The organism is Marivirga arenosa (assembly GCF_030503875.2).
Taxonomy (GTDB): domain Bacteria; phylum Bacteroidota; class Bacteroidia; order Cytophagales; family Cyclobacteriaceae; genus Marivirga; species Marivirga arenosa.
The window spans coordinates 1901573-1919315 of sequence record NZ_CP129968.2; the positions used below are offsets into that span (position 1 = coordinate 1901573).

At 32.1% G+C, this 17743-nt stretch carries 18 protein-coding genes; 5 read left to right on the top strand and 13 right to left on the bottom strand.

The genetic code is table 11. From position 1 onward, the window contains the following. Positions 1 to 20: 20 nt before the first annotated feature. The 4 genes from priA to pfkA are packed head-to-tail and all read right to left on the bottom strand — an operon-like array spanning position 21 to position 6530. Positions 21 to 2543, bottom strand: coding sequence for a replication restart helicase PriA (priA, locus tag QYS47_RS08170; RefSeq protein WP_322348340.1), 2523 nt, complete (start codon positions 2541 to 2543; stop codon positions 21 to 23). Further along, the gene (locus QYS47_RS08175; protein ID WP_322348341.1) at positions 2540 to 4567 is read right to left on the bottom strand and encodes a thioredoxin domain-containing protein; all 2028 of its coding nucleotides are present in this window, start codon (positions 4565 to 4567) and stop codon (positions 2540 to 2542) included. Before QYS47_RS08175 ends, priA begins: the two co-directional genes overlap by 4 nt. Then, positions 4551 to 5540, bottom strand: a complete 990-nt coding sequence (locus tag QYS47_RS08180; protein ID WP_322348342.1) for a GSCFA domain-containing protein — start codon at positions 5538 to 5540, stop codon at positions 4551 to 4553. Before QYS47_RS08180 ends, QYS47_RS08175 begins: the two co-directional genes overlap by 17 nt. 18 nt (positions 5541 to 5558) lie before the next feature. Beyond that, positions 5559 to 6530, bottom strand: a complete 972-nt coding sequence (gene pfkA, locus QYS47_RS08185) for a 6-phosphofructokinase (RefSeq protein ID WP_308357010.1) — start codon at positions 6528 to 6530, stop codon at positions 5559 to 5561. A 173-nt stretch (positions 6531 to 6703) separates the two neighbouring features. On the opposite strand from pfkA, the gene QYS47_RS08190 reads away from it, so the two are divergent. After that, complete coding sequence (locus QYS47_RS08190) at positions 6704 to 7792, top strand: DegT/DnrJ/EryC1/StrS family aminotransferase (protein WP_322348343.1); 1089 nt, start codon at positions 6704 to 6706, stop codon at positions 7790 to 7792. Here QYS47_RS08190 and QYS47_RS08195 read toward each other — a convergent pair. Beyond that, positions 7782 to 9266 (bottom strand): lipopolysaccharide biosynthesis protein, encoded by a 1485-nt coding sequence (locus QYS47_RS08195; RefSeq protein WP_322348344.1) that lies wholly within the window; start codon positions 9264 to 9266, stop codon positions 7782 to 7784. The genes QYS47_RS08190 and QYS47_RS08195 overlap by 11 nt on opposite strands. A 144-nt stretch (positions 9267 to 9410) precedes the next feature. On the opposite strand from QYS47_RS08195, the gene QYS47_RS08200 reads away from it, so the two are divergent. Continuing rightward, the gene (locus QYS47_RS08200) at positions 9411 to 10280 is read left to right on the top strand and encodes a hydroxymethylglutaryl-CoA lyase (protein WP_322348345.1); all 870 of its coding nucleotides are present in this window, start codon (positions 9411 to 9413) and stop codon (positions 10278 to 10280) included. Between the two features lie 38 nt (positions 10281 to 10318). Here QYS47_RS08200 and QYS47_RS08205 read toward each other — a convergent pair whose 3' ends face one another. From QYS47_RS08205 to QYS47_RS08225, 5 genes are all read right to left on the bottom strand, one after another. Next, complete coding sequence (locus QYS47_RS08205) at positions 10319 to 10549, bottom strand: hypothetical protein (RefSeq protein WP_302100075.1); 231 nt, start codon at positions 10547 to 10549, stop codon at positions 10319 to 10321. 105 nt (positions 10550 to 10654) lie between these two features. Further along, positions 10655 to 11116: a pantetheine-phosphate adenylyltransferase gene (gene coaD / locus QYS47_RS08210; RefSeq protein WP_322348346.1), complete on the bottom strand. Its 462-nt coding sequence runs from the start codon at positions 11114 to 11116 to the stop codon at positions 10655 to 10657. Positions 11117 to 11118: 2 nt separating this feature from the next. Beyond that, positions 11119 to 12006 (bottom strand): DUF3822 family protein, encoded by an 888-nt coding sequence (locus QYS47_RS08215; protein ID WP_322348347.1) that lies wholly within the window; start codon positions 12004 to 12006, stop codon positions 11119 to 11121. 4 nt (positions 12007 to 12010) lie between these two features. Continuing rightward, the gene (locus QYS47_RS08220; protein ID WP_322348348.1) at positions 12011 to 12583 is read right to left on the bottom strand and encodes a hypothetical protein; all 573 of its coding nucleotides are present in this window, start codon (positions 12581 to 12583) and stop codon (positions 12011 to 12013) included. Between the two features lie 39 nt (positions 12584 to 12622). Then, positions 12623 to 13129, bottom strand: coding sequence for an NUDIX domain-containing protein (locus QYS47_RS08225; RefSeq protein WP_308357003.1), 507 nt, complete (start codon positions 13127 to 13129; stop codon positions 12623 to 12625). A gap of 42 nt (positions 13130 to 13171) precedes the next feature. Here QYS47_RS08225 and QYS47_RS08230 point away from each other — a divergent pair, with 42 nt between their 5' ends. From QYS47_RS08230 to QYS47_RS08240, 3 genes are all read left to right on the top strand, one after another. Continuing rightward, positions 13172 to 13633: a PaaI family thioesterase gene (locus tag QYS47_RS08230; protein WP_308357002.1), complete on the top strand. Its 462-nt coding sequence runs from the start codon at positions 13172 to 13174 to the stop codon at positions 13631 to 13633. Beyond that, positions 13626 to 15032: an ATP-dependent DNA helicase gene (locus tag QYS47_RS08235; RefSeq protein WP_322348349.1), complete on the top strand. Its 1407-nt coding sequence runs from the start codon at positions 13626 to 13628 to the stop codon at positions 15030 to 15032. The genes QYS47_RS08230 and QYS47_RS08235 overlap by 8 nt, the downstream gene beginning before the upstream one ends. Before the next feature lie 104 nt (positions 15033 to 15136). Continuing rightward, positions 15137 to 15535 carry a DUF1573 domain-containing protein gene (locus QYS47_RS08240; RefSeq protein ID WP_302100082.1) on the top strand — a complete coding sequence of 133 codons (399 nt, stop codon included), beginning with the start codon at positions 15137 to 15139 and terminating at the stop codon, positions 15533 to 15535. A gap of 55 nt (positions 15536 to 15590) precedes the next feature. Here QYS47_RS08240 and QYS47_RS08245 read toward each other — a convergent pair whose 3' ends face one another. Genes QYS47_RS08245 through QYS47_RS08255 form a run of 3 tightly spaced genes read right to left on the bottom strand, consistent with a single transcriptional unit; the run spans position 15591 to position 17716 of the window. Then, positions 15591 to 16652 carry a DUF4097 family beta strand repeat-containing protein gene (locus QYS47_RS08245; protein ID WP_322348350.1) on the bottom strand — a complete coding sequence of 354 codons (1062 nt, stop codon included), beginning with the start codon at positions 16650 to 16652 and terminating at the stop codon, positions 15591 to 15593. Beyond that, complete coding sequence (locus QYS47_RS08250) at positions 16636 to 17178, bottom strand: hypothetical protein (RefSeq protein ID WP_302126207.1); 543 nt, start codon at positions 17176 to 17178, stop codon at positions 16636 to 16638. The genes QYS47_RS08245 and QYS47_RS08250 overlap by 17 nt, the downstream gene beginning before the upstream one ends. Then, the gene (locus QYS47_RS08255) at positions 17147 to 17716 is read right to left on the bottom strand and encodes an RNA polymerase sigma factor (protein ID WP_322348351.1); all 570 of its coding nucleotides are present in this window, start codon (positions 17714 to 17716) and stop codon (positions 17147 to 17149) included. Before QYS47_RS08255 ends, QYS47_RS08250 begins: the two co-directional genes overlap by 32 nt. Between the last annotated feature and the right edge of the window lie 27 nt (positions 17717 to 17743).

Below are 17743 nucleotides of genomic sequence, written 5' to 3' on the forward strand. Positions count from 1 at the left end.
TGTTCATAAACAGACCTTTTTTATTGAGGATCTACATCATAAATAACTCTAATCTTTCTGAAATGTGCATTTTCATTAAGTTTTTCAACAATAGATTTTATCCCCTCTTTTGTTGATTCTAAGGGATATCCTTTTTCTAATTTGATCCATATTTCCATATGATAAATATTTCTAATTTTAGAAATAAGTGGTTCGTGTGGAGCTAACACTCTTTGATTTCCTAGCTGAATTACCAAGGATTCATAGAGCATTGTAGCAGATTGATAAACATTCTGAGATTCCGATCCCTTTAAAATGATTTTAATTAATCTACAGAAAGGTGGGTAGAAGAAAGCTTGTCTTTCATTTAACTGTAGTTGATAAAAACCCTCATAATCATATTTTAATAGATAATCAAAAAGAGGATGTTTATGCTGAAAGCTTTGAATTAAAACTTTTCCATCTTTATTAGTTCTTCCAGCTCTTCCACTAACTTGAAGCATCATCTGAAATGCACGTTCATGGGCTCTAAAATCAGGATAATACATCATTCTATCTGCATCTACAATTCCAACCAAACTCACCTTTTCAAAATCCAGCCCTTTTGTGACCATTTGCGTACCTATCAAAATTTGAGTTTCACCACTTTCAAAGGCTTCTATGATTTGATTATAGGAATATTTCTTTTTGGTAGTATCTCTATCCATTCTTTGGATTTTAACATCAGATAGTTGCAGTTTTAGATCATCTTCTATTTTTTCAGTACCAAAGCCTTTCATAACCAATGCACTAGATTCACAGTTTAAGCAAGCATTAGGGCTTTTTTGTTTATAACCACAATAATGGCATTTAAGCTCATGTTGATGCATATGATAGGTTAGACTCACCGAGCAATTTTCACACTCTGCTATCCATCCGCAGGTTTCGCATTGTAAATAGGGTGCATAACCTCTTCTGTTTTGAAATATAATGGCTTGATTACCTTTACTAATTTCTTCCTCAAGAGCAGTTAAAAATACATGGCTAAAGTCATCTTTCACCAACTTTTTAGCCTTTTGTTTTTTCATATCAATTACCTGAATTTCCGGCATTTTTCCCTCACCAAATCTTTCAGTTAACTGCGTTAAGCCATATTTGCCATTTAAAGCATTATAATAGCTTTCATAGGAAGGTGTTGCAGAACCTAAAATAAGTTTAGCCTGATGAATTTTAGCTAAAACTACAGCGGTATCACGTGCATGATACCGTGGGGCAGGATCAAACTGCTTATAACTGCTTTCATGCTCCTCATCTACTACAAGCAATGATAGATTGTTGAATGGAAGTAAAATGGATGAGCGAACACCAATTACAAAATTAATCTTTCCTTCTGCTACACCTTTCCATACTTCCACGCGCTCTGCATCAGAGAATTTAGAATGATAAATACCCACTTGATCACCAAAAATTTTTCTCACCCTTTGGATCATTTGGGTGGTGATCGCTATTTCGGGCAATAAAAATAAAGCTTGCGATCCACTTTCAATTACTTCTTTAATAAGGGAAAGATAAATTTCAGTTTTACCACTGCCCGTAATACCATGAAGAAGCGCCACATCCTTTTTGTTAAATATATCATTGATCTCTGATCTACATTTTTCTTGTGCTTCACTTAACGTAATCTCATGATCAATAAATTCTTGTCTGTTTAGGTAATCTAATCTTGAAACGATGATTTCAAATTCTTCAAATATTTTATTTTTTATTAATGTATTAATGGAAGAAATTGAAAAGCTTTCTTCTTTTAAAAGACTTTTTGGGATGCCTTCCTCATTTTTATCTATTTCATTGAAAATAGGGACAGATTGAAGGTATTTTAAAAGAACATCTAATTGCTTAGGTTTTTTATCCAATTCCTGCATAAGAGAATTAAGTTTGGCTTCTTCTAGCCATTCTTTTTTTAACCTTAGTCTCTTTTCAGTTTTGGGTTTGTAACGTTCTTGTATTTGCTCTATTAAAATGATGACCTGTTTATTAAGCAATTCTTTAATTAAATAGCTGATTTGCTTTGTATTTGTTATTTCAAGCAATTGCTGATAGGAGAGTAGGCCTTCTTTTTCCAATACATTAATTACCACACTCTCTATTTCACTGAAAATATGAGGGGAGTCTTCTTTGTTAAAAGCAGGGTTTAATTGGATTTTTGATTCACTACTTAATTTTAGCCCTGATGGCAAGCCTACATTTAAAACTTCTCCTTCAGTTGCCATATAATATTGAGCAATCCATCCAAAAAGCTTTAATTGTTGATTGCTGATGATAGGATAATCATCGAGTACTTCTAAAACATATTTTGCCTCATAATCTTCAGGGGCATTATGATGAACATCAGTAATAATTCCGCTTATGATTTTCTTTTTTCCAAAAGGGACAATTACTCTAACTCCAACTTGAATCTGATTTTCGCTATTTCTCGCTACTCTATATGTAAAAGTTTTTGGTACAGGTATTGGTAATAATACTTGTACAAAGAAAGTTTTTTCTAAACTATCTTCCTCAACCGTATTCAAGCTAAGTTGACTCATTTACTTAGTAAAGCTATAGCATCTTCGGAAGTAAAAACGGGATATTGACAAGCATTATTTTCGCAAACATATATACTTGTTTTAGTATTAATAATTTCTTTACCTTTCCAAACCAACTCATCATTATTTTCTTCCTCTATAGCCATGCAAAATGCATTAGGTAAATAGTGTTGCCACAATTCCCTTTGAATTTTTTTAGCATCTTTACCCACAATCACTACATCATAACATGGGTATGATTTTAAAATAAAAGCAGAAGCCCAATTTGACAAGAATTTTGGTTCTCGGGCTATTAGATGTTGAGTTTGTTTTAACATCTCATTCGAAATGTCTGTAAATGCAGAATTTCCTTTCAGAATCCCTAACCAATGCAGATTTTGAATCATGATTGAATTAGAAGATGGAATTACATTATCAAAAATCTCTTTTTTTCTGGCTATTAAAGTTTCACTATTTTTATCTGTGTAGAAGAATAATTTTTCCTTTTCATCATAAAAATTTTCAATCGTATAGTTTGCCAGCTTTTCAGCAAAATTGAGAACCTTTAAATCCGATGTGATTTCAAATAAAGAAATTAGAGCCTGTATAGTTAGGGCATAGTCTTCTAAATACGCTTTAATTTTCGCTTGATCATTTTTAAAGCTTCTATAAAGCAAAGTTCCATCCCATACGAATTCACTTAAGAAAACAAAGTTGTCGAGTGCAATTGCTTTGTACTTTTCGTCCTTGTGAGCTTTATAGGCATCACAGAGTCCTTTAAGTTGTAAAGCATTCCATCCAGTTAGAATTTTATCATCTAATGCTGGTCTTATTCTTTCCTCTCTTTGATCTAATAATTTATCTTTAACGCTATTGAAGGTTTCTTTAAAGTTAGAACTGTCCAAGTTTTCAGCTTTGCAAAAAGACTCAATGGAAGTATGTCGAAAAAGAATATTAACTCCATTCTCCCAATTACCTTCTTTTTCAACATTGAGAAATTTTAAAACAGGCTCTTCATTTTCATTTATATGATTTTTAAGCTCATTATAAGTCCAGGTATAGAACTTCCCTTCAACACCTTCAGAATCGGCATCGAGAGCGGAATAGAATCTGCAATTAGGATCCATCAGTTCTCTTACCATGAATTTTATACTGTCTTCAAATACTTCTTTGAAATATGGGTTTTTAGTGAACCTATAAGCATCTGCATATAAACTTATCAATTGCCCGTTGTCATATAACATTTTCTCAAAATGAGGAGCAAACCATTCCGCATCAACAGAATAGCGAGCAAAACCACCACCAATCTGATCATAGATTCCTCCATCAGCCATTGATTCTAATGTTAATTCCAATGCTTTTTTAGCTTCAGGGTTTTTGCTGTGAAAAGCATATTGAGTTAAAAATTGCCATATAACTGGCATTGGAAATTTAGGAGCTCCTAAGGTACCTCCATTATCCCAATCAAAGCTTTCACTAAGCTTTTGATAGGCCTGAATCAACACGCTATTATCAAAATTATGATCTTTATTTATACCGAGGTTTAGCTTTTCTACTTCAGATACATTTAGTGCTTTCGAGAATTTATCTGCCGATTCAGCTAACTGCTTTCTACTATTTTGAAAGGCTATGGCTACTTTATCTAATATCTCAAGCCATTTATGCTTAGGAAAATAAGTACCACCATAAAAAGGTTTTTGATCAGGCATTAGAAATACATTCAGAGGCCAGCCGCCATTTAACCCCATATTTTGAATGGCATCCATGTAAATCTGGTCTATATCGGGCCTTTCTTCTCTATCTAGCTTAATACAGATATAGTTTTCATTCATCACATTAGCTACCTCATTATCTTCAAAACTTTCATGCTCCATTACGTGGCACCAGTGACAAGCAGCATAGCCAATACTTAATAAAATAGGTTTATCTTCCGCTCTAGCTCGATTTAAAGCTTCTTCATTCCATGCCTGCCATTCAACCGGATTGTAGGCATGTTGTAATAGATACGGGCTCGTTTCGTGGATAAGCTTATTGGGTTTTGGCATTCTCTAATTCTTTTTCAACATGTTCAATTTCAGCTTCTACATTTCCCATTACTGAAAATCTATTTAATTTCTTTTGAAGTGCTTCCAAAAACTGAATATGCTCTTCTGATCCTGGGTTCATCACTCTGTGGTTTAAGTCATTTTTTATCGACTGCCATTTATCACAATACGCAAACAAAGGTTCTGAAAAGAAAGTCTCTCTAAACCGTTGCCAAATAAAATTCCGAGCTACATTGTTAGGGTGAATCATATCTTCAGCATAAAACCTATAGTCTCTTAAATCATCCAACATTAATTCAAAAGATGGAAAATAATAGGTCTTTTCTAAAGATTTTTTGATTTTATGAGCAGCTAATCTTAAGATGGATTTACTTAACATATTTTCTGGTATACCATCTTTAATATGCCGCACTGGGCTAACCGTTAATATTATTCTTAAATCAGGATTTTTTTCTTTTAAGAGTTTTAACGTGGCATTCACTTCGCTGATAATTTCATCCAACTCCAATAATTCCTTATTGAAATTTTGAGATGGTAACTTATGGCAGTTAGCTATAATTTCCTGAGTTTTCTCATATCTATAAACCCAAGCTGTTCCAAAGGTTAAGATCAATACTTTCGAACTTTCTAAATAATCTTTTAGCTTTGCTGAAGCTTCTCTAATGCCCTCTTTGAGCTCTATAAGATTTTTCTTACCGAAGATAGAATGTGCATCTAAATGATTGTAAATGTCTCTGTTTTCAATGATATGATCTTCTCTAAGATCCTCATCATTTAGAGCTGCTTTGATTAGTCTCATTTGAGAAATGGGATTATAAATAATTCCATATGGATTACTTAATATATCCATTTTCATTTCCTCAAATCGACTTCCGATATGATCTGCAAAACAACTTCCTATGGAAGTAATTCTATCATGAGGATGTATTTTTTCCTCAGTTGGTTTTATTTCAATTGTGGTTTTTAATTCCATTTCCCTATTCGAAATATTTTAGACGCTCAACACTTTTACCATATGAATTAATTCCTGATTAAGGGGTTTGTTTTTAGTAATACTATCTTCAAATGAAGTATAGACTAACTTGTCATTTATTATGCCAGCCATAACATTTTTCTTTCCCTTCATTAAGCCTTCTATTGCACCTAATCCTAAACGGCTAGCCAATATCCTATCTTGAGCACTAGGAGAGCCACCTCTTTGTATATGGCCTAAAATTGAAACTTTTATATCTTTCTGAGCAATTTTCTTTTTAACCTTCTCAGCTATTTCCATGGCATTTCCTTCTTCATCTCCTTCTGCTACCACAACAATAGATGAGGTTTTATGTCTAGCCCAGCCTTCTTGAAGAGTGCTTATAACCTCTTTTATGCTAGTTGAAGTTTCAGGAACCATTACTAATTCAGCTCCTCCGCCAATTCCCGACCTGATAGCAATATAGCCAGAATCACGCCCCATAACTTCGATAAAGAATAGCCTATTATGAGAGTCAGCAGTATCTCTTATTTTATCAATTGCACCTAAAGCAGTATTAACTGCTGTATCGAAACCAATAGTATAATCAGTACCATAGAGATCATTATCTATAGTTCCGGGAGCGCCTACGGTTGGAATTTGATATTCATCATAGAAAATTTTAGCTCCTGTAAAGGTGCCATCTCCACCAATTGTAATTAGTCCTTCTATACCTAATTTAGTCAATTGATCATATGCTTTTTTACGGCCTTCTTTGGTTTTGAACTCTTCACTTCTTGCTGATTTAAGAATAGTTCCTCCTTTTTGAATAATGTTACTTACTGAATGAGAATTCATCTTTACAATATCTCCTTCAATCATGCCGTCATAACCTCTATATATGCCGTAAATCTCTATCCCATGATAGATGGCCCCTCGTACTGCCGCTCTTAAACATGCATTCATTCCTGGTGCATCACCTCCGGAGGTCATTATTGCTACTTTCTTCATTTATACCGTATTTATAATAAATAATTCCAATATTTGGAACTGCTAATGATATTTAACCAATTTAGTAAAATTAATCGCTCATTCATTTGAAAACAGATTTAAAGTTGGAAAAGCATGTCTTTTAATGCAAATAAAAATTACTATATCTTTAAACTATTCTTAAAATTCACAAGATGACTTACGATTATATTCCATTCATAAAGTTGAATAATCAAAATCAGGATTTGATGTCAGTTTTACAAAAAGTTGTGAATAAAGGGGTGTTTATGAATGGTGAATATCATCAAAAATTTAAACTAGCATTTGCCAGGTATTTAAATGTAGAAAATGTAATCCTTACCGCTAATTGTACGGATTCTCTTGAGATCATTTTGAGAAGTATCAATATTTCACCTAATGATGAAGTTATTACTGCGGCATTTAGCTGGTATTCTGATGCTTCAGTTGTTAAAATTGTGGGTGCTAAATTGGTTTTTTGTGATATCAATCCAGCTCATTTTATGATGGATTTTAATCATTTAAAATCATTGATAAACTCTAACACTAAAGCTATAATTTTACCTCATTTATTCGGTCAAGTTCATCCTGAAATTGAAGCAATAGCTTCTTTTTGCAAAGAAAATGGAATCCTATTAATTGAGGATTGTGCTCAAGCACATGGGGCCAGTTTAAATGAAATTAAAGCTGGAGCCTTTGGTGATATAGCAGCATTCAGCTTTTATCCGACCAAAAATTTAGGAGCGTTAGGGGATGGGGGAGCTATTGTAACGAATGATCAAGATTTGGCAGAAAGTTGCTATCTGTGGGCCAATCATGGTCAAATAAAACGTGATGAACATATTCAGTTAGGCCGAAATAGTAGAATGGATGAGCTTCAAGCAGCAATTTTACAATCAAAATTACCAGACTTAGATGCTGAAAATCAAAAACGGATTGAGTTTGCAAAAATCTATCAAGATATATTAAGGCAATTAAATGGAATTTCATTGCCTATTCATTCAGAAGGTCATGTTTACCATCAGTTTGTAATTAAAACAGAAAAAAGAGATAGTCTAAAAAGCCACTTAAAGAATAAAGGTATAGAAACTCAAATTCACTATCCTAATGCAATTTCAGATATGGATGTTTTTGACCGTTCAACATCTTGTCCAAATGCAACTAATATAGCAGACATAGTATTGTCATTACCGATTCATCCCAATCACACAAAAGAAGAAATAAAATATGTAGCCAATGCCATTTTAACTTATTTTAAGACTTAAACTTATCTTTAATTGGTTTTATAATTGTGTCTATCTCTTTTGAAGGTTTAAATATCAACATCAATAACCCAAAAATTATGGATGCGATTACACTTAAATAAATAGCATTTAGAATACCATCTTCAAATTGAGGGATATAATTCAAGATTACAAAACTAATAACAGTTATGGCTATTGCACTGACTGTATGAATTGAGAATGGCTGAAAATGTAATTTATGATAGATAAAAATCATTTTCATCAGGTTATATAAAAATATTGAAAAAAGTGTGGCTAATGCTGCACCTATTAAACCAAATTCAGGTATTAAAATGGCATTAAAAAGTACAGTTAAGGCCGCTAGAATTAGAACAAAGTAAATATTACTTTTATAGTATTTTGATGAAATAATGATTTCTGAATTTACTCCAAACGCCATCAAGATGAGCTTACTAATTCCTATTACTACGGCAACTAATTTCCCATCGATATAATCATCGCCTTTCGGCATGATGGCATAAATGTTATCCAAATTGATTACCACAAGTATGAATACAAAACCTCCGAGAATCAACTGGTTTATACTACTCTGTTTATAAATTTTCTTCACCTCATCGATTCTTTCATTTTCAAAAGCATTAGCAATTATAGCATCTGACATTTGAGATATACTTCTTCTCGGGATTTCAATTACTGTACCCATGAAAAAAGCTATTACATAAATTGCATTGTAACTAGTCCCCATGAAACCAGTAACCATGAGTTGATCTATTTGAAATACAATGACTGATCCAACAGCCCCAGCCATTATAAAAACCATGTATTTCAGCATTTCTTTTACAAAAGGTTTTTTAAGCTGAAAAATCGAAAAATTGAAATGCAATTGTTTTTTTAACAACAAAATAACAACTAAAACTACTAGACTTACAGCATAAGAAATCACAATATATTTGAGGAACCATTCAAATGAAATTATGTCGAAGAAGTAAAGCAAAGCTAAAATACCACTAGAGGCTTTTAAAAAGATCTCTCTCATGAAAGTGGGGATAATCACATTTAACTGGGCTTTATAATAGGCTTCTATTATAGATATATAAACCAGAATAACCGCTAAACTAATAATCAACCAATATTGATGTACTAAATCGGAAGCGTTTTTTTGAAAAAAACTGAAAACCCAATCATCTACTAATTGAAATAATAGAATAAATAACAGAATAGTGAAAAATCCTAATATTAGTACAAAAGTAAAAAACCTGCCTGCTGCTTTCGGACTAGTATTAAATCGAGGAAAATACCTTAAAGTACTACGTGGTAGTCCTAATTGAGCAAATGGAGATAAAATAATAGCCATTGATATTACGGCTCTAAATAATCCCAATTCTTCTTGAGTAAGAAATTTCGGAAACACGATCATTGTGGTGAATGCCCCAATGGCAACTCCTATATAATTGATGACTGAAGCATATGCACTTTGCTTAATGATTATTCCCACTCTTTAAATCTTATTTAAACTAAACCGAAATTTAGGTAGTTGATTATAATAAAATGCTATTATACTGAGCATTTATCTTTTATTGAAATTGAATAGGTATAAATAAATCTTTTAGCTGAATTTTACATTGATTAGTTTTGGCATATGGAAACGAAAAATCAAAATATTAAACTTATAGAATGTCCTAGAGATGCTATGCAAGGCCTGCATGACTTTATCCCTACGGATAAAAAAATAAATTATTTAAATCAATTACTAAAAGTAGGTTTTGATACCATTGATGCCGGAAGTTTTGTGTCTCCTAAAGCCATTCCTCAAATGCGTGACAGTGCTGAGGTATTTGATTCAATAAATTGGCAAGATTCTCAATCTAAATTATTGGCTATTATTGCCAATCAAAGAGGAGCATCTGATGCAGTGAAGTTTGATCATATTTCATACTTGGGTTATCCATTATCTCTTTCGGAAACATTTCAACAAAGAAATACTAAAAGGTCAATTGCAACAGCATTAGAAGATTTAGCCCAAATTCAGGAGCTATCTATGGCTCACTCTAAAACACTCGTTGTTTATTTGTCAATGGGTTTCGGTAATCCTTATGGCGATCCTTATGATGCTAGCTTTGTACAAGATTTTGTGGAAAAGCTGGATAAGATGAACGTTAAAGTGATTTCTTTATCTGACACAATAGGGGTTTCAAATCCAGAAAACATTTCGTGGATCTTTAATCAACTTATTCCTAAATATCCTCACATAGAATTCGGAGCTCATTTGCATAGTAATCCAGCTACAATATGGGAAAAGGTCGAAGCAGCTTATACTTCGGGCTGTCGCAGGTTTGATGGTGCAATAAAAGGATTTGGAGGATGCCCTATGGCTAAGGATGATTTAGTGGGGAATATGGTGACGGAAGATATGGTAGCCTACTTTAATAAGAACAATATTGAATTAGGATTAGATCAAGAGGCTTTTGCGAAAGCACAAGAGTTAGCTCTTGAGGTATTTCCTTCGTAAGAAAAAAATGGGTGTGTAAAAAATACCACCCATTTAATTTAAAAATCTTCTAAATCTACGTCAAGATCATCTTCGAATTCATAGTCACTGTCTTCTTGATCGTAGCCATCATCGATTTTAAATCGCCAATTGTCGTCATCCTCCTCATCATCTGATAATTTGATGTCATCGGTATCACCATCATCAAAATAATCATCTGAGAGATCATCATAGTCATTGTCATCGTATTCGTCAAATTCTGCGAAATCCGATACTTCATTAAGTGCCATTTTTAAGTTGCATTTATATGACGAAATGTAACGTATTTTAAAATAGCTTGTATATTTTTTGAGAAGTTTTTTTAAAATTTATTAGAGAAATATGAAGAGCTAATCTTAATCTAATTTATAGGGCAAAAATTCATTTACTTCGCCTTTGAATTTATGTACTTCCCTAATAATAGTTGAGCTTATAGCTGCATATTCAGGAGATGTAATTAAAAATACAGACTCTAAACTCTCGTTTAGATATTTGTTAACTTGCGATATACTATTTTCATATTCAAAATCAGTTGTATTTCTCAAACCTCTTAATAAAAAACCTGCATTAAGTTCTTTAGCTAGGGTAGAAGTAAGTTTATTGTAAACGATAACCTTAACTCTTGGCTCTGATTTGAAAGTTTCTTCAAGTTTATCAATCATCAAATCGATATCGAAGTATCGATTTTGTTTTTTTGAATTGTAGCCAATAGCAATTATTATCTCATCAAATATCTTTAAGCCTCTTTGTACAATATCATGATGACCTTTAGTAAAAGGATCAAATGATCCTGGGAAAATTGCTATTCTTTTAGACATGCTTATAGGTTGAAATAGTTTCCAAAAACATCAAAATATTGATGTTCAGGTATTTCGTCAAATTTAAATCCAAAGTTTAATTTAGAAGTTCTATTGCCTACTTCTAAAACAGGAAAATTCTTTTTTAAGGCTTCAAAATGTGAGGAATCTTTCTTAATATAACCCCACACTTTTATGATACCTTCTTTTTTAAGGATTTTAAATTCATGGCAGATGAGGTTGATATACTTAATATACTCCTCGAATTTTTGGATTTTAAATGAATTAAAGTAAACCAATTTACCATTATTAGTTACTGCTGCATGAAGATAGAATCTATCAATATACAATGATAGTTCATTTTCATTGGCAAAAGGAGGGTTCGATAAAACAGCATTCACCAGCATGCCACTTTGGTGAGTAACTCTAATTTTGCTGTTTACGTAAATTGATCTAATAAATTTTAAAACTTCCTTTTGGTAGGTAAAGATGTTTACAGAATCGTTACTGTTTACTTTGTAATATCCAACTGAGTCAGAAGATTGAACTTCACAATTCATTTTGAGAATGGCTCTCGCATTATCCTTAGAAAAATAGGATAGGGGAGCCAAGCAATATTTTGGATTCTTGAAGCAAAGTACTACTTCTTTCCAAAAGCCCACCATAAGGAGATGATGCTCATCAAAAAGTGCTTTTAATACTTGCACTTTTTGATGTTCATCTTCAGTTTTTGTTAAACTATAATCTTCAAGAATTAATACTCTGTCAGATTTGATGTCAATGACGGCTACTTGTAAATCTCTATCTCCAATCTCTAATACTAAACAGTATTGTTCGATTTTGTCAATAGAAAACTTATCGTCCTTGACCTTTTTGAGTGATTTAAATACTTTTTCTTTAGTAATATCCAAAATATTATTCCCAGTTACCAGCTGTTGTTACTTCTGACCGTGATCCTACTCTTAAAGCTTTGTCATTATTATCCTTTCTTCTTTTAGGATTAATAGGGCTAGGATCTTTTACTTCAAATACGTCAACTTTCACTGAACCTTTTATGATTTTATCAGCAAAAATCTCAAATTTTTCTTTAGAACCAGGTTTGTATGGTAATCTATCTAATTTGAAATTTTCAATATCAGCATATAAAGAATCAAAAACAGGCATAGTACCTAATGTGTCAATATTGATTACAACACTGTCACCACCATATTCTCTAGGAATAATTGTTTCAGATCTTTCTGTGATGTAAAAGTCACCAGAATCAATGAAGTTTATTAATTTATCCCAGTCGCTAGTATATTCACCATTTACCCTTTGGTAGGCGATCATACCAGAACGGATCTGCTTCAATTTTTCAATTACTCGAGCTTCTTCTCTTTTTATTCTTTTTTCTTGTTGAATATCATATGCTATGCTGTCTACAAAAAAGTAGGCTATCACAATTGCTGCTATGAAGAAAACTATTGATAAAATCTTTGTTTTACTCATCTTTCTATTTTTTCTCTATTTAGAAATTATTTTAAAATGCTATTTTATGGAATTATTCACAAATTTAAAATATCCTTTAAGATTTAAAACTTCTTGGGGTTTATTTATTCCAATAAACATATTGTGAAGATAGTCTCTTTCTGTGTTTTTTAATTTTTTTTCATCAAAAAATGCTAATTCACTTAAAATTTGCTGCTTTCCCATTTCAGGATCTTTTCCTAATTTAAGTATTCCTCCTGTCTTTTCCACCTCATAAAACAATTCAATTGCATGAATACTTTCATTAATAAATTCATTCACAAACAGCAGCTTAATTACTTTAATATTTAAAGCGGTTTCTTCCTTAAACTCTCTAATTAAATTTTTTTCAGCGTCTTGTCCAAATTCTAAACCTCCGCCTGGTGGCGACCATAGAAATTCTCTTTTGCCCACACCATCATGTTTCAATAATAATATTTTTTCATTTTCTATTAATATGCCAGCAACACGAACTCTTATCTTACCTCCAAACTTTTGATTTATACTTTCCTTTGGGTTTGCACTCATCAATATGCTTATATTTGTGAATATTTTTTGAATTTAAACAAAATGCTGGAAAATACGGTGGAAAACGACTTTAAGTTAAGAGTAGAGAAGTTTCTTGAAAGACAAGAATTCATGAAACATATTGGTTTCGATTTGTCTGTTATAGAAGAGGGTAGAACAGAAGGGTGGCTAGATATTAAACAAATTCATAAACAACAAAAAGGTTTAGTTCATGGTGGAGTTACAGCTACTATTGCCGATATAGTAGCAGGTTTTGCAGCTTATACTACGGTTCCTATGGATTGCCATGTGGTTACTGCAGAAATAAAAGTTTCTTATTTTAAAGCAGGAACTGGGGAAAAGCTTCATGCAATCGGAACTGTGATTAAAAAAGGTAGGAAATTGAATTTTTGCGAAGCTGAAATTTATGCTGTAGAAGGTGATAAAAAGAGTTTAATTGCTAAAGCCACTACTACTATGGCTGTAATTACTCCACAAGATATCAATCATAAAATGAATGCCTAAGGCATCACAAATCATAAGGTCGAAATTTCCTTTTGAGCCTACCTCAAGTCAGTCTCAATTTTTTAAACTGTTAGATACATTTTTTGATATTGATGATGCTGATAGGCCCATCATGCTTTTAAAAGGTTACGCTGGTACAGGTAAAACTACTATTGTCAGCGCATTAGTGAAATTTTTACCGCTTTTTAACTATAAATACGTTTTGATGGCGCCCACAGGACGTGCGGCTAAGGTAATGAGTAATTACTCGAAGCGTTTGGCTTTTACTATTCATAAAAAGATTTATCGTCAGAAAAATGAAATAGGGAGCGGAGATCTTAATTTTTCATTACAAAAAAATTACCATGAACATACTCTTTTCATAATCGATGAAGCGAGTATGCTTTCCGATGATAAAGGTTTTGGTAATAGTAGTTTACTTGATGATGTGGTGAATTATGTTTTTCAAAATCCTGGAAATAGAATTTTATTTATAGGGGATGATGCCCAACTTCCTCCTGTAGGTAAATCGAATAGTGCAGGATTAGATGCTAATTTCTTACGGACTAGCTATAGATCAGAAGTAGTAGAATCTATTTTGACTGAAGTGATGAGGCAGGCTGAAGGTTCTGGGATTTTATATAATGCCACTTTATTAAGAGCTCAACTTTCACAAAAGGATTTTAAAATTCAATTCAGAACTCAAGCTTTCAAAGATATTTTTAAGATGACAGGGGAGCGGCTTGAGGATGGTTTGCGTTATTCATATGATAAATACGGTATTGAGAATACTGCTATTATATGTAGGAGTAATAAAATGGCAGTACAATACAATGAGTATATTAGGAGACAAATTCATTTTATGGAAGGCGAGCTTGAAGCGGGGGATTTTTTAATGATTGTGCGTAATAATTATGTTTACCAAACAGAAGACACACCCGGTGGGTTTTTAGCCAATGGTGACTTTATGGAAGTCGTTAAAGTCATAAATTTTGAGGAGATGTACGGATTGAGATTTGCAGACCTTGAAATACGACTAACTGATTATGAAGATCATCCTAATTTACAAGTGAAAGTAATTTTAGATACACTACATGCAAATAGTCCGTCTTTAAGTAATGAGGATTATTTGAATTTGTATAATCAGGTAGCAGAAGATTATATGGATTTATCTTCCAAAACAGAAAGGAAGGCAGCGATTAAGAAAGATCCGTATTTAAATGCTCTCCAAATTAAATTTGCTTATGCTTTAACTTGCCATAAATCTCAAGGGGGGCAATGGAAGTCAGTTTTCGTAGATCAGGGTTATTTAACGGATGAAATGATTAATAAGGAATATATTAGGTGGTTGTACACTGCTATCACTAGATCAACAGAAGAACTGTTTTTAGTTAATTTTCATCCAAAATTTTATAATTAAGCTTATTCTAAATTTGAATTACTCCAATTCCTGAATATAATAAGGCATCATTTTTCCGATTATTTCGTAACTTTACTTAACAAAATAAATTAAATACTTAAATCATGAGAAAGGCATTATTATTTTTCGCATCATTTTTCATCTTAAGTGCAGCAATTGCACAAAGCACTGAGAGTGCAAATGGTCCAGAAATTACGTTTGAAGAGAAAAGTCATGACTTTGGTGATATTTCACAAGGTGATGTAGTAGAACATGTATTCAAGTTTGAAAATACTGGTAAACAACCTTTGATTATATCTAATGTTAAAACAACCTGTGGTTGTACTGTACCTAGTTATCCTAGAGGTGAAGCAATTGCACCAGGTGAAACTGGCGAAATCACTGTTAAATTTAACAGTAGAGGTAAAATGGGGAGACAAAATAAAATTGTTAGAATTGTCTCGAATATAGGTGAGGAGAGAAGTGTGAGGATTACTACCAACGTATTACCAAAAGATTCTTAATTTAGATTTTAAATATCAAAAAAAAAAGGCTGTTTCAAGAGAAACAGCCTTTTTTTTACTCTCCGATTATCGTACATCCACCATAAGAAGTTTTGATTCGCATTGTTGTATTTGCTTGATTAGGCGTTTTTCCTATAGTTCCTTGATATGATTCCTCATTCATATCTTTTTCCTTCATGGTGAAGTTTACGTCTTGACTTTTCACGTTCAATTTTCCAAATGAGTGATCAGTGTCAAATTTAAAGTTAGATCCTTTTTCTAGAGTCAGTTCTGATTTTGAGAAGGAAGTATCAAGATTAAAGGATTTAATATCTTTACTTACTTGATTTATTTCTATTGTTCCACTGGCATATTCCGCATCTAAATTGAAATTATCAAAGATTGTGTCAATAGAGATACTACAGAATTCAGCATTTCCATCATAATCATTTACTTCACCAATTTCTAATTTCCCATACTCAACATCAAATTCAATTGTTGATACTTTACTTATTTCAAGCTTTGAGAACTCTGATTTTAAAATTAATCGATCAGCACTTTGTAAGCTGAATTCATTAATATATTCTAAATCAAAATCACCTGAAGTAATTGATTCTATATTAACTTTCCCGAATTCGTTTCTTAAATGCAATTCTTGCATAGAACCAGCCGTTAAATCACCATATTCAAGATTAATATCTGCTTTCCCTTTATAATCGGTCATGAAAATATTGCCGAATTCATTTTTTAAAGACAAAGGATGGTTATCAGGCATTTTAATCTCATAATTAATTTTAAAACTCTTATTTTTTCTAGATGTGAAATTATATGATTTTAAATCAGTTTTGATTGATATTACAGCTGCAGATTCATTTGTTTTTAAATCTATTTTATCCAGTATATCACTAATTTCCTTGTCGGAGAATCCTTCGGATTCAAGCTTTATTGATACATCTATTGAGTTGTTATCCCATGTTACCAAGTTAATATTTCCGAAGTTACTACTTACTTCTAATTTAGTATTTTTACTTGCAGGCGTATATGATTTTTTCAAAATCTCATTTTGCTGACTTTGAGCAAAGGAAATTGTATTACACAATAAAAGTGCAATCATTATAATTTTAAATCGATATTTCATTGTTTTCTTGTTTTTCGTTTTTACTATATTCCTGTAACTCTTGCAAGATGTTCAGTTTCTGTTCAAGGATTTCAATCTGTGTTTGCAAGTTTTGAATCATGGCATTCACCAACTGAGGATGAGCACCTTGATTTTTAATTTGACTTTTTAAATCCTTGTATTTCTTATTTAATGCTGCTAAATCCGTTTTAACTGATAGATTATTTTGCTTTGATAATTCATTTATCTTTGCTTTTTTTTCAGTAATATTTATTTGATAATAATTTTCAATTTCAGCAAATGGCTTATTGTTATAAGTTATTTGCTCTAATTGATTTATTTTATCTGTTAGAATTGCACGATCATAAATTAACCATCCTATAACAAGTAGCATTGCAATACTAGCTGCCACCATCCATCCAGGATGTCTATCTTTCTTTTTATTAATTTTTGCTTCTAATTGATCCCAATTCTTATCTAGATCAAAATCTGCTTCAAATTGATTTCTATTATGATTAATAAATTGCTCTAACTTGTCCTTTTTCATAATCTTGTATGAAAGTTTTAATTTTCTTTTTCGCTCTGTGAAATTGTGACTTAGATGTGTTTTCAGATATATCTAAAATTTCAGCAATTTCTTTATGCTCATATCCTTCAAATAAATAAAGGCTGGCCACTGTTCTAAAACCTGATGGAAGGTTTAAAATAGCTTCTTTTACCATGTCCACTCTTAATTCAATATCCTCCCAATCAATATCTTCCTCTTCAACAATACTTTTGTTTTCTAGATCATCCATTAACCATCTGCTTTCTTTTCTTAAATAGTCAAGTGACTGGTTAACTACTATTCTTTTTAACCAAGCTCCAAAAGTGGCTTGGTAATCAAATTGATTAATTTTATAAAATGCTTTGATAAATGCTTCTTGTAAAATGTCTTCGGTGATATTACTATCCCGTAAAATCCTAAATGCTACATTATACATTGATTTAGCATAAAGCATATATAAATCTTTGAAAGCAGCATGACTACCATGCTTACACTTTTCAATTAATTCTTTATGGATATTAATATCTATATTCTCCAATTCTTTTAATTCTGCCCTAATGACTTA